General features: G+C 70.0%; 12 protein-coding genes. 11 read left to right on the top strand and 1 reads right to left on the bottom strand.

The features are described 5' to 3' along the window. The first annotated feature begins 125 nt into the window (after positions 1-125). The 7 genes from QNO21_RS09545 to QNO21_RS09515 all read left to right on the top strand — a co-directional run bounded on the left by QNO21_RS09545 (position 126) and on the right by QNO21_RS09515 (position 6,004). Positions 126-1,061 carry an SMP-30/gluconolactonase/LRE family protein gene (locus tag QNO21_RS09545; protein ID WP_257517728.1) on the top strand — a complete coding sequence of 312 codons (936 nt, stop codon included), beginning with the start codon at positions 126-128 and terminating at the stop codon, positions 1,059-1,061. A 43-nt stretch (positions 1,062-1,104) separates the two neighbouring features. After that, positions 1,105-1,995 carry an SDR family NAD(P)-dependent oxidoreductase gene (locus QNO21_RS09540; protein WP_257517727.1) on the top strand — a complete coding sequence of 297 codons (891 nt, stop codon included), beginning with the start codon at positions 1,105-1,107 and terminating at the stop codon, positions 1,993-1,995. Between the two features lie 47 nt (positions 1,996-2,042). Then, on the top strand, positions 2,043-3,257 hold the full coding sequence (locus QNO21_RS09535; protein ID WP_257517726.1) for a cytochrome P450: 1,215 nt from the start codon (positions 2,043-2,045) through the stop codon (positions 3,255-3,257). Between the two features lie 19 nt (positions 3,258-3,276). Further along, on the top strand, positions 3,277-3,597 hold the full coding sequence (locus tag QNO21_RS09530) for a 2Fe-2S iron-sulfur cluster-binding protein (RefSeq protein ID WP_257517725.1): 321 nt from the start codon (positions 3,277-3,279) through the stop codon (positions 3,595-3,597). A 126-nt stretch (positions 3,598-3,723) separates the two neighbouring features. Then, positions 3,724-3,942: a hypothetical protein gene (locus QNO21_RS09525; RefSeq protein ID WP_257517724.1), complete on the top strand. Its 219-nt coding sequence runs from the start codon at positions 3,724-3,726 to the stop codon at positions 3,940-3,942. 74 nt (positions 3,943-4,016) lie between these two features. Continuing rightward, the gene (locus QNO21_RS09520) at positions 4,017-4,448 is read left to right on the top strand and encodes a nuclear transport factor 2 family protein (protein WP_257517723.1); all 432 of its coding nucleotides are present in this window, start codon (positions 4,017-4,019) and stop codon (positions 4,446-4,448) included. Then, positions 4,445-6,004 (top strand): FAD-dependent oxidoreductase, encoded by a 1,560-nt coding sequence (locus QNO21_RS09515; protein ID WP_257517722.1) that lies wholly within the window; start codon positions 4,445-4,447, stop codon positions 6,002-6,004. Before QNO21_RS09520 ends, QNO21_RS09515 begins: the two co-directional genes overlap by 4 nt. A 68-nt stretch (positions 6,005-6,072) precedes the next feature. On the opposite strand, the gene QNO21_RS09510 is transcribed toward QNO21_RS09515, so the two are convergent. Beyond that, entirely contained in the window at positions 6,073-7,095 is a 1,023-nt protein-coding gene (locus tag QNO21_RS09510; RefSeq protein ID WP_257517721.1) for an enoyl-CoA hydratase/isomerase family protein, read from the bottom strand. 41 nt (positions 7,096-7,136) lie between these two features. On the opposite strand from QNO21_RS09510, the gene QNO21_RS09505 reads away from it, so the two are divergent. The 4 genes from QNO21_RS09505 (at position 7,137) to QNO21_RS09490 (ending at position 12,599) form a co-directional block, all read left to right on the top strand. Next, on the top strand, positions 7,137-8,333 hold the full coding sequence (locus QNO21_RS09505; RefSeq protein WP_257517720.1) for a CoA transferase: 1,197 nt from the start codon (positions 7,137-7,139) through the stop codon (positions 8,331-8,333). Further along, a complete protein-coding gene (locus QNO21_RS09500; RefSeq protein WP_257517719.1) occupies positions 8,330-9,742 on the top strand; it encodes an amidohydrolase family protein in 1,413 nt (470 codons plus the stop codon). Before QNO21_RS09505 ends, QNO21_RS09500 begins: the two co-directional genes overlap by 4 nt. Before the next feature lie 75 nt (positions 9,743-9,817). Then, positions 9,818-11,329: a class I adenylate-forming enzyme family protein gene (locus QNO21_RS09495; protein ID WP_257517718.1), complete on the top strand. Its 1,512-nt coding sequence runs from the start codon at positions 9,818-9,820 to the stop codon at positions 11,327-11,329. Continuing rightward, positions 11,319-12,599: an NAD(P)/FAD-dependent oxidoreductase gene (locus tag QNO21_RS09490; RefSeq protein WP_257517717.1), complete on the top strand. Its 1,281-nt coding sequence runs from the start codon at positions 11,319-11,321 to the stop codon at positions 12,597-12,599. The genes QNO21_RS09495 and QNO21_RS09490 overlap by 11 nt, the downstream gene beginning before the upstream one ends. Positions 12,600-12,653: the final 54 nt, after the last annotated feature.

The raw sequence follows: 12,653 nt of genomic DNA, 5'->3' as shown, positions 1-12,653 counted from the left end.
CCGTTGCGCGCCCGCGCCGTATCTCATTGCTTGACACCGGGGCCTAGCGGTCCTACAGTCGCAACGACCGTTGCTAAACGCTCGTTGCGAGAAGCAAGTTCGACTATTCAAGGAGGAATAGCCAGATGGCCGATGGACCGTTCGACGGGGCTGAGGTTCTGCCCGCGACACAGCTCGTTTCCGGGGGCCTCAGCTGGCCCGAAGCCCCCCGCTGGCACGACGGCGCGCTTCACGTTTCCGACATGTACGCCGGCCGCGTCGTCCGCATCGGCGACGACGGATCGATCGAGACGGTCGTGGACGCCACCACCCGCGAGACGCTCGACGGCGTGAGACTCGTGACCATCGGCACCGGCTGGCTGCCGGACGGTCGCCTGCTGATCAACTCGATGGACGAGAAGGTCGTGCTCGTGTGGGACGGCGAATCGCTCGATGTCTACGCGGACCTGCGCGAGATCGCCCGCAGCCCGATCAACGACATGGTCGTCGACGGTCGGGGACGCGCCTACGTCACCCAGATGGGCTTCGACCTCTGGGCCGGAGAGCTGCCTGAGGACTCCCCGATCATCGTCATCGAGCCGGACGGATCGGCGCGCGTCCTCGAATCGGCCGGCGACTTCGGCGCAGCCAACGGGATCGGCATCACCGCGGATGGGAAGACCGTCATCACCGCGGAGAACTTCGGAGTGAAGATCTCCGCATTCGACCTCGACGACGCCGGAGAAGCCGTCAACCGACGGGTCCTCGCCGCCACGCCGCCGATCTCTCCCGGCGTCGGTCCCGACGGCATCGCCGTCGACGAGCTGGGCGGCGTCTGGTACGGACTGCCGGGCTCCGAGCACATCGTGCACATCACGGCCGCGGGCGTCATGGACTACGTCGTGCGGCTGCCATGGGAGGACGGCATCGGGGTCGCCTGCGCGCTGGGTGGTCCGGACCGTCGCACCCTGTACATCACGGCCGGCCAGGAGGTGATGGACGGTGAGAAGTCCGTCGCAGAGGCCGAGGGCACGATCTGGACCGTCCAGGTTCCGGTCGGCGCCGGCACGGCCCTGCCGTGAGCCCCACCCGACCATCAACTGACCCGAGAGTGTGGGAACAACCATGACCGAGCTCGACTTCACCGGCCGGAACATCATCATCACCGGCGCCGGCCGCGGCATCGGCCGCGCACACGCCCTCCTGTTCGCATCCCGAGGAGCCAACGTCGTCGTCGCGGACCTGGGGTCCGGAATCGACGGCGGCGTGGCGGGCGATGACCCCGCCACGGATGTCGCGAAGGAGATCACGGATGCCGGGGGCTCGGCTGTCGCCGTCCGTGCCGACGTCACGACAGCGGAGGGCGCGCAGGCGATCGTCCATGCCGCAGTGGAGGCCTTCGGTGGTGTCGACGTCGTCATCAACAACGCCGGCATCGTCGCGCAGGCATCCTTCGAGGAGACGACGACCGCTGATCTGCAGAAGTACCTCGACGTCCACTACTTCGGCCCCTTCCTCGTCACGCAGGCGGCCTGGGAGCACCTCAAGAAGTCGGGCTCCGGGCGCGTCATCAACACGATCTCGCCCGCGTTCCTCGGCGTATCGGGGCTGCTGGCCTACGGCGGTTCCAAGGGTGCGCTGGTGTCGCTGACGCGGACGCTCGCCATCGAGGGGGCGCCTCACGGCATCACGTCGAATGCGATCTCACCCGGCGCCGCCACCCGCATGCTCGATGCGACCAGCGGATCGATCCCCGAGGACGTCATCCAGTGGATGAAGGAGGCCGTGCTGCCGGAGCAGATCTCGCCCGCGGTGGCCTACCTCGCCCACCCCGACGCGCAGGGGATCACCGGTGAGATCGTCTTCACCGCGGGCGGTTCGGTTGCCCGCCAGGTGTTCACACAGGCGATGGGCATTGTGCAGCAGGACCAGACGGTCGAGGACATCGCTGCGCAGATCGACCAGATCATGGACCTCGATCTGAACTTCCCGCAGTTGGTCGAGCTGCCCGAGTGACCGTCGGCGCAGCCTCACCCTCATCCGCACCCGACCGGAGGACACCGATGTCTGACAGCCTGACCGAGTACCCGTTCGATCTCCGACCCGCGCCGGAGGCCGTCGCCCACCAGCAGCGCATCGCCGTCGACCGTCCGCTCACGCGCGTGGCCATGCAGTACGGCGACGAAGCATGGGCGATCCACCGCTACGGCGTCGCGCAGCAGGTGCTCACCGATCCGCGATTCGTGCGCGGTCCCTTCGCCCGGCGCGAGCGGACCGTGCCGGCGGCGTTCGAGTTCCCGGAGTTCCTGCTCGACACGCTCCAGTTCGCGGACGGCGATGAGCACAAGAAGCTACGCCGCCTCGTCCAGGTGGCCATCTCGCCGCGGCGCGTGCAAGCGCTGCGCGAGCGCACCGCCGAGATTGCGAACGAGCTCATCGACGACATGATCGCCAAGGGCGACACCGCGAACCTCGCCGAAGACTATGCGACCCCGCTGCCCATCCGCGTGCTCAGCGAGTTCATCGGCGTTCCCGTGGAGGACCAGCCGAAGTTCATCCTCTGGGCGACCACGGTCCTCTCGCTGGACACGCCCGAGGACGAGGTTCTGGCGACGGGGATGGAGCTGTACAGCTATCTTCTCGACCTGATCGCGGCTCGCCGGGAGGATCCCCGTGAGGATCTGCTGTCCTCGCTGGCCAACGCGCGGGACAAGGACGACACCCTGACGGATGCCGAGATCATGCCGATCGCGATGATCCTCCTGGTGGCGGGCTTCGACAACACGGCCGGCTTCCTGGCCGCCGGTGTGTCGGCGCTGCTGCGCAACGGTGACCAGCGTGAGCGGCTCCTCGAAGACCTCGACGGCCGCATCGCCCCGGCGGTCGAGGAGATCCTGCGGCACGCGATGTTCGAGGTCGGCTCCCCGATGGCCGGAGGAATGGGCACGGTGGCCATGGTGGCGACCGAGGACGTCGACCTCGACGGGGTGCTGGTGAAGGCGGGGGAGGCGGTCTACGTCGACCCGGCCAGCGTCAACCACGACCCGGCGGCGTTCAAGGATTCGCAGATATTTGATATTCTGCGAGAGGACAGCCCGCAGATGATGCTCAGCTACGGCATCCACAGCTGCCTCGGGGCACCCCTGGCGCGCATGGAGATGCAGGTCGGCATCGCGGAACTGTTCCGTCGTCTGCCGACACTCCGGCTGAACGGCGAGATCGTGCGCAACATGCATGTGCTCACCATTCCGGTCACGGACCTCCCCGTGGCCTGGTAGGGCCGCGGAAGGGAAACCAATGGGAAGCGTCGTCTACACGCAGCCGGACGGCACGGTGCGCGAGCTGGAGGCCGAGGCGGGTCAGTCGGTGATGCAGCTGGCGACGAAGAACGGCGTCCGCGGCATCCTCGCTCAGTGCGGGGGCACGCTGTCGTGCGCGACGTGTCACGTCTACGTCGATGAAACGGATCTCGCGGATTGCGGTCCGCTCGCCGACTTCGAGGACGACATGCTCGACACCACAGCGGCGGATCGCCTGGACTGCTCGCGCCTGTCCTGCCAGGTGAAGGTCGGCGAGGGTCAGACCATCCGCGTCACGATCCCGCCGACCCAGCTCTGACTTCCGGAACTCCGGAGTGAATCGCAACACCCGTTGCGATGCAAGACCGTCGGGCCGCGGAGGCCCGGCACAACGTCCCTGCATCCGCAGGGGCGCATCAACGACGATGTGAAGGCAGGACCAGACATGGCCGGAAAGTACGACCTCGCCAAAACCAAGCTCGGCGACATCCTGAAGGACCCCGAAGCGGAGGCGATCTTCGACGAGGTCGTTCCCGATCTGCGCAAGCACCCGATGATCAAGATGGCGATGGGTATGCCCGTCCTGCAGATCATCAAGCTCTCCGGTGGCCAGCTCAGCGATGAGCAGATCACCGGGCTGCAGGAGCGACTCGCCGCGCTGTGAACGCACGGGAGCGCTGACCGCGGGGTATCCCGGGCCAGCGCTCCCACGCGTTCGGCATGCCGGCGACCGAGCCCATGACCGACACCACCTTTCCCACCCGGGCGCAGATGCGCGACGTCGTCGAGCGATACCTCGCGGCCGTCGCCGACGGGACGCCCGATCAGATCGCCGACCTCTATGCCCCCGACGCCACCGTCGAGGACCCGGCAGGCTCGTCGCCCCATGTGGGGCGCGCGGCGATCACGGACTTCTATCGGCCACTGGCCGTGTTGACCAGACGCACGCACCTGCGTGATTTCCATGCCGCCGGTGACATGGCGGTCTTCGGGTTCGACGTCGATGTCCTCGTGCCGGGACGGTGCATCACGACCTCACCCGTCGACGTGATGACCTTCGACGCCGAAGGCAGGATCACCTCGATGCGTGCCGTGTGGTCGAACGAGGACCTCCGCATTGTAGAGAACGAGCAGAACGAGCAGAACGAGCAGGACGAGGGAGCGCAATGACGTCACACGAGTGGGATGACGAAGCCGATGTCGTCGTCGTCGGATCCGGCGCAGCCGGGCTGAGCGCGGCGTACACGGCGGGGCGGTCCGGGCTCGACGTGGTCGTCCTCGAGAAGAGCGCGGCCTTCGGCGGCACCACGGCGTACTCCGGGGCCGGGATCTGGCTGCCGGGCAACCACATCGTCCGCGAGGCGGGCGTCGAAGACTCCGTCGAGCTGGGGCTTGAGTACCTCACGGTGCTGGTGGACGGGCGTACACCGGAGCATCTGCAGCGCACGTACGTGGAGACCGGGCCCGAGCTCGTGCGATTCCTCACCGACACGAGCCAGTGGCTGAGGTTCATCCACACACCGTTCCCCGACTACTTCCCGGGGCGCGGCCGATTCGATCTCGGCCGCGGCCTCTTCCCGGCACCTGTGGAGCGTGCAGACCTGGGGGAGGCCGTCGACCACCTGCGCGCCACCGTCGCCGTGGACACCTTCGGCATCCTGGACGGTCACCCGGCCACCACCCTCGTCGGCGGCCAGGCGCTCATCGGACGCTTCCTGCGCGCCCTCGCCGACCTCGACACCGTCGACCTGCGCCGCACCTCGCCCGTCACCGGCATCATCGAGGCAGACGGTGAGGTCACGGGTGTGGTCGTCGATTCGCCGGAAGGCGCCCGCCGCATCCGTGCTCGACGCGGTGTCATCCTCGCGGCCGGCGGATTCGAGGCCGATGCCGATGCCCGACGAGAGCGCCACGACATCCCCGGCAGCGACTGGACGGCCGGGCCGGTCGGGGTCAACACCGGTGAGATGATCACCGCGGGCATGGACCTGGGCGCGGATAGCGACCTGCTCGACGAGGCCTGGTGGATGCCGGCGGTGCTCTTCCCGAACGGGCACTCCGCCTTCGCCGTCGGCCTGCAAGACGGCATTTTCGTCGGCCCCGACGGCAAGCGATTCGCGAACGAGCTGCAGCCGTACGACCGGATGGGCCATGCGCTCAAGGCGTACTACGAGGAACGGGGCGGGTATCAGCGGGTGTGGTGGATCCTGGACTCCCGTCACCAGATCCCGCCGTCGTTCATGCAGCCGTCGCCCGACGAGCAGGCGTTCCGGGAAGCAGGCCTGTGGGTGAGCGCGGATTCCGCGGCGGAATTGGCCGAGCTCATCGGGGTGCCGGCTGACGCGCTCGTCGCGACCCTCGAGCGCTATGACGCGGACGCGGCCGCCGGCGTCGACACCGAGTTCCACCGCGCCGAGGATCCGTACGATCTCTTCTTCGTGCGCTTCGACCGCGCCCGTGCGCTGCATCCGCTGGATCAGCCCCCGCTGTACGCCGTGCAGATCGTGCTGGGCGACCTCGGCACCAAGGGCGGGCTGCGGATCGACGAGGATGCTCGCGTCGTGCGCGCCGACGGCACGCCGATCGCCGGCCTCTACGCCGCGGGCAACACCGCCGCGAACGTCACAGGGGCGATCTATCCCGGCCCTGGCGCGCCCATCGGCACCGGCATGGTGTGGGGTTACCGCGCTGCGCGTCATCTCGCGGGGGTCGCCGCACCCGCATGACAGAGGTCTCCCTCTCCGCAGGTCTGCGCGACGCACGGGTACGACAGGGCTGACAGGCCGTGCAGGTCCTATCCCTCGGGGTCGACGGCGTCGACCAGGCCCCACTCCAGCGCCGTCGAGGCGTTGATCGCGGCCCCCGTCACCGCGAGCCAGTAGGCGCGGTGGCGTCCGATGCGGCGCGGGATGCTGACGGTTCCGCCGGCGCCGGGGATGAGGCCCATGTGCACCTCGGGCAGACGGAACGTGGCCTCGCCGCGCACGCGCAGCGTCGAGGCGAAGGCGGGCAACTCGATGCCTGCGCCGATGCAGGAGCCGTGCACCGTGACCTGGACCTGCGCTGCCAGCCGGTGCATGAGCGCCCCGGCGCCGCCGCGGGTGCGCAGCAGGTGGCTCTGGGCGCCGTCGGGATTCGTCCCGAACTCGGTGAGATCCCCGCCCGCGCAGAACGACGGTCCTTCGCCGGAGATCAGGACGCGAGTGATCGTGTCATCGGCCTCGGCGAGACTCAGGGCGTCCACGAGCGCGTCGCGCATCGCCGCCGAGTAGGCGTTGCGGCGCTCGGGATGGTCGAACACGAGATGCAGATCCGCGGCGCTGCGTTCGACGCGCACGGGCGCGCGGTCGGGGACGACCGCGGTGCGTGCAGCGCGGGCGTCGAGCCAGGCGCGGAACTCGGATCCCGCGAGCAGCGCCGAGTAGGCGAGCGACTCCACGTGGAGGGCGTCGATCACCGGAGCCGACTCGGCCGCCCGCAGCACATCGGCCAGCACCACCGCCGCGTACGGATTGCGGCCGATGGCGGTGAACACGCGATCCACTTCGGCCGAGAGGTCGCTCGCGGGGACCGACGACGGGTGTCCGTCCTCGCCCGCGAGGATGAGGTCGCACGCCGCGACGACGTCGGCGGCCGGGGAGGTCGATCCCCGCAAGACGCCGATGACGATGCGCCGGCGTGCGCGCAGGGATGCCGCGGCGGCGGGGACTTCGGTGTCATCGTCGATCCACATCGCGGTCGCCGGGAAGGCGAGCGGCGCCGCCGGAACCAGCCGGTCCGCCAGCACATCGGCGGCCTCCTGCACGGTGGGCGACATGTTGCTCCTCTTGTTGAAGGCCGGTGTCTACGATGGTAGGCATGTCGACGGAGGCCGCCGGCCCCGCCGAGGCCGGTGCGCACGAGATCGAGGGCCGCTTCGTCGACCTTGCCACGGCGTGGGCGAGCACCGGTGTCGCCCATCTCACCGGCCACGCCGACGGGCCGGCTTTGCTGCCGCCGGGCACCGCGCCCATTGTGGCGGATGAGCTGGCCCGGCGCGTCGCCGAATCGGCGGCCCTCGGCGGCGTGGCCGTCGCATCCGAGGGTGCACGCCTGTTCGGCCAACGCAGTCGCCATCGCGCGCTCCGACGGGCGGGGCGGACGTCGGCGGGCGGGAGCAGCCGGCTGATTCCCCATCGAGACGGATGGATCGTGGTGAGCGCCGCCCGCGAGGACGACGCCTGGCTGCTCGCCGCCGCCGTCGGCACCACCATCGCGGAACCCGTCGTGCCCTGGGATGCGATCGCGACGTGGGCTGCGCAACGGGATGCCGACGAGATCTCCGAGGTGTTCGAAACGCTGGGCATCACCGGCGCTCCGGTGCGCCCCGCCCCGTGGCAGGACGCTGCGGAGCCCTCCGCGCTCCGGGGGGTGCCGGCCGAAGTGCGGGGACGGGTGGCGAGGCCGGTCGCGGGGTTGCGCGTCGTCGACTTCAGCGCCATGTGGGCGGGGCCACTGGCCGCGTGGCTGCTGGGCAGAGCGGGTGCCCAGGTCACCACGATCGAGTCGGCCACGCGTCCGGACGGATCGCGCCGGGGCGATCCGCGATTGCATGCCGAACTGCACGCGGGGCATGACCTGCGCGTCGTCGACCCGGATGCCACGAGCGACCGGGCGATGCTGCGTGACCTCGTCGGGGCTGCCGACATCGTCATCGAAGCGTCGCGTCCACGTGCCCTGCGGGCGTGGGGCCTCGATGCCGAGGCCCACGCGCAGCGCGGCGGGACGTGGGTGTCGATCACCGCGGCGGGGCGGGGGAGTGCCCGGGTGGGATTCGGTGACGATGTCGCGGCCGCCGCGGGGCTGCTCGCCACCGATGACGCCGGCGGCCCCGTGTTCGTCGGAGATGCGATCGCCGACCCGCTCACCGGGCTCACCGCCGCCGCATTGGCGGCATCGGCCACGGACGGCGGTGTCCTGTGGGACTGCTCGATGACCGCGATCGTGGCGGCGACGCTCGGATCGGATGCGTTCCGCGGCCCCACCAGGCAGCCCTCTGCGGAGGCGGCGCGGTGACGGTGGGCGGCGGTGACGCCCGGCTTCTCGGCGTGATGTGGGGTCCGTTCTCGCAGCAGCCCGTCGATGCCGACATCCGGGACGGCCGCATCGTCCGCGTCTCGCCCGCGCGCCCCGACCGCGGCCGAGGCGCTTCCGATGCCGCAGGCCGGCAGCGTGTGCTGGCCGGGATCCACGATCGGCACCTTCATCTGTTCGCCATGGCCGCGGCGGCGGCATCGCTGGTCTGCCCCGCGGACATGTCCCGAGCACAGTGGCGCGATGCGGTTCGGGCGCACGCGGTCGGCGCGGACGGGTGGCTCCGAGTGACCGGAGCGCACGAATCCTTCACGGGCGATCTGGACGCGCGTGCGCTGGACGCGCTGCGCCCCGACGTTCCGGTGCGCGTGCAGCACCGCACCGGGATGGTGTGGATGCTCAACAGCGCGGCGCTGGGACGCCTCGGGCCGCTCGATCACGAGGGGATCGAACGTGATGCCCGCGGTGAGCCCACCGGGCGGATCTGGCGGGCGGACGCGTGGCTCGGCGAGCGAATGCCTCGGCGTGCACCGGACCTCGCGGCCGTCGGCGCGCGACTGCTCCGTCACGGTGTCACATCCGTCACGGACGCGACCCCCGACCTGGATGCGTCGTCGCTGGCGCTGCTGACGGACGCGGTTCGCCGAGGCGATCTGCCGCAGCGTGTCACGCTCCTCGGCGCGCCCCTCGGCTGGAGAGTGGAGGAGCCCCGTGTGCAGGTCGGGGCGTTCAAGATCGTGCTCGACGAGGCCGCACTCCCTGAGCTGGACACGCTCGCGGGCGACATCGCCCGCATCCATGACGCGGGCCGCCCGGTCGCGGTGCACTGCGTCACGGCCGCCAGTGCGCACCTGCTGGTGCTGGCCTGGGAACTGGCGGGCACGCGTCGAGGGGACCGCATCGAGCACGGATCGGTTCTGCCGCCGAGCGTGATCGCCCGACTGGCGACGATGCGGATCGAGGTGGTCACGCAGCCGGGGTTCCTGTCCGCACGCGGTGACGGCTACCTGCGCGACGTCGACCCCGTCGATCAGCCGTCGCTGTACCCGTTGCGCGAGCTGCGCGACGCCGGCGTCCGTTCGCGGTTCTCCAGCGACGCGCCGTACGGGCCGCTCGATCCCGCTCGGTGGCTGAGAAGTGCGGTGGATCGGCGCAGCGCGTCCGGGGCGACGGTCATCCCGGCGCAGCGTCTCTCCTGGAATGAGGCGGTGTGCGCACTGGGCGTCGTACCGAGGGTCGGCGACGCAGCCGATCTGATCGTGGTCGACGACGACCTCGAGCGGACCGTTCGCGTCGATCGATCGCCGCTGTCTCCGCACCGCGTGATGATCAACGGCGTCGACGCGCCCCTGGAGGAGATGCGGAAATCGCTTAGTGGCGATATTCGATAAATGATATTGTTTGATGGACCCGACGACGGCGCGGGTCGATCACCCCCCCCGCTCACGGTCGAGAAGGAGATGCGGATGAACGTGTTCATGCTGCTGGACATGCTCGCGGACACCGACCCCGAACGCGTGATCGTGGGGGACCGCACCGTGGGACTGACCTATGCGGCCCTTCGCGATGAGGCGCGCCGAGCGGCCGGACGCCTCCACGCGGAGGGTGCGCTTCCCCTCGTGTACGTCACCGTCGCGTCGGAGGCATACCCGATCGCGCTCTTCGGCGCGGCGCTGGCCGGTACCCCGTTCGTGCCGGTGAGCTACCGGCTCGCCACCGGCCCCCTGGGCGATATCCTGCGAGACCAGAGCCCCGCTCTGCTGGTGGCCGAGGCAAGCGTCCTCGCCCTCGGGGCCGACGTGGCCGGGCGGGAGATCGTTCCGGTCGACGCTCGGGGGTTCCGTGCCGCCATCCACGACAGCGCATCGTTCGACGCCGCTGCGCCGGACGACGACGAAGCCCCCGCCGTGCTCCTGCACACCAGCGGCACGACCGGCAAGCCCAAGGTCGCCATCCTCCGGCATCGCCACCTGACCTCCTACGTGCTGTCGTCGGTCGACTTCCTCTCCTCGCCTCCCGACGAGGCGCAACTGGTGGCCGTGCCGCCCTACCACATCGCGGGTGTGGCGGGCATGCTCACCGCGCTCTACAGCGGCCGCCGCATCGTCTACCTTCCGAACTTCGACGCAGCCGAGTGGGTGCGCGTCGCCCGGGAGCAGCGGATCACCCATGCGATGGTCGTGCCCACCATGCTCGCGCGCATCGTCGAGGTGCTCGCGCAGACCGGCCAGACCCTGCCGGACCTGCGCAACCTCTCGTACGGCGGGGGGAGGATGCCGCTGAGCGTCGTCGCGCCCGCGCTGGACCTGCTGCCGCACGTCGACTTCGTCAACGGCTACGGACTCACCGAGACGACTTCGTCGATCGCGGTGCTCGGTCCCGAGGACCATCGGCAGGCGATCGCGTCGGACGACCCCGCCGTGCGCCGACGCCTCGGTTCGGTCGGGCGCGCGTTGCCGTCCGTCGAGCTCATCGCCTGCGACCCTGCCGGTCGCGTCCTCGGGCCGGACGAGCGCGGCGAACTGTGGGTGCGCGGACCCCAGGTCTCCGGAGAGTACTCGCACTCCTCCGTGACCGATGAGGACGGCTGGTTCCACACCAACGACGCCGGGTGGATCGACGCGGACGGCTATGTGTTCGTGGACGGGCGCCTCGACGACGTGATCGTGCGCGGCGGGGAGAACCTGTCGCCGGGAGAGATCGAGGAGGTGCTCACCGCGCACGCCGCAGTGGCGGAGGCGGCCGTGGTAGGTGTGCAGGACGACCAGTGGGGTGAGATCGCGGTCGCCGCGGTCGTGGCCGCGCCCGGGTACTCCGTCACCGAGGCGGAGCTCAAGAGCTGGGTGGGTGCGCAGCTGCGCAGCACGCGGGTCCCCGAGCGCGTGCTGTTCCGCGAGGCGCTCCCGTACAACGAGACGGGCAAGCTGCTGAGGCGCGTGCTGAAGACCGAACTGATGGAGGCGCAGCATGGCGCATGACGTGGACGCCGACTTCGACACGGGGGTGCTGATCGTGGGCGGCGGCCAAGCCGCCGTCCAACTGGCGACGACACTGCGTGAGGCGGAGTACTCCCAGCCGATCACCATCGTGGGGGATGAACCGCATCTGCCTTACAGCCGTCCGCCGCTGTCGAAGAGCTATCTGCTCGGGGACGAGACGTTCGGCGGACTCGAATTCAGATCCTCCGAGTTCTTCTCGGAGAGCGACATCCGAGTCCTCCCCGGCGAACCTGTCTTGGCGGTCCGCCGCACGGCGATCGGCGGGGTCGCGCAGACCGCATCGGGGCGGACGATCACCTGTGATCGCCTGGTCCTCGCCGTGGGGGCATCGCCGCGCCGACTCCCGATCCCCGGAGCCGATGCCGACGGAGTCGTGACTCTCCGCGATGCGGACGACTCGGTGCGCCTGGGGGAGCGGCTCACCGTCGCCCAGGACGTCGTCGTGATCGGCGGCGGCTTCATCGGGCTGGAGGTCGCCGCCAGCGCGCGCAAACTCGGGCGCCGCGTGACCGTGCTCGAGGCCGCCCCGCAATTGATGGGCCGCGCGGTCGGTGCCGAGACGAGCGCCTACTACCTCGACGCCACCCGGCGCCGCGGCATCGACGTGGTGCTGAGTGCACGCATCACCGGCATCCGCACCTGCGAGGACGGGGAGGTCGCCGGTGTCGAGATGGCCGACGGGTCGTTCGTCCCGGCACAACTCGTCGCCCTCGGTGTCGGCGTCGCGCCCCGGGTGGAACTCGCCGAGCAGCTCGGCCTGCTCATCGACAACGGCATCGTCGTCGACGACCACTCGCTCGCCTCCGACGGCTGGACGATCGCCATCGGCGATTGCGCGAACCTGCCCAGCCCCTATCCCGTTGATCCGGCCCTCACGCGGGTGCGCCTCGAGAGCGTGAACAACGCGGTCGAGCAGGCGAACCATGCCGCCCGGACGATCCTCGGCACCCCCGTGCCGTACCGCAGCGTCCCCTGGTTCTGGTCGGATCAGGGTGACCTCAAACTGCAGATCGCGGGCCTGTCCAGCGGCCACGATCAGGTCATCGTGCGCGGTGACCCCGCGACGGACCGCGTGTCATTCCTCTACCTGCGGCAGGGGCGACTCATCGCCGCCGACTGCGTCAACTCACCGGCGGATTTCGCGGCCGTACGTCGAGCGCTCGCCGGTGACGTCCGCGTGGATCCGCGTCTGCTCGTCGACACATCCCACAAGCTCGCCGTCGTGCTGCGCGACGCGGTGAGCGTCTGAACGACCATCACCACGACAATTGACCGCGAGCCGGTCGGATACGGAGAGACCACC

This window comes from Microbacterium sp. zg-Y818 (genome assembly GCF_030246905.1).
Classification (GTDB): Bacteria; Actinomycetota; Actinomycetes; order Actinomycetales; family Microbacteriaceae; genus Microbacterium.
Note: the sequence above shows the minus strand (reverse complement) of the source record. Positions and strands in the feature narration are given on the sequence as shown.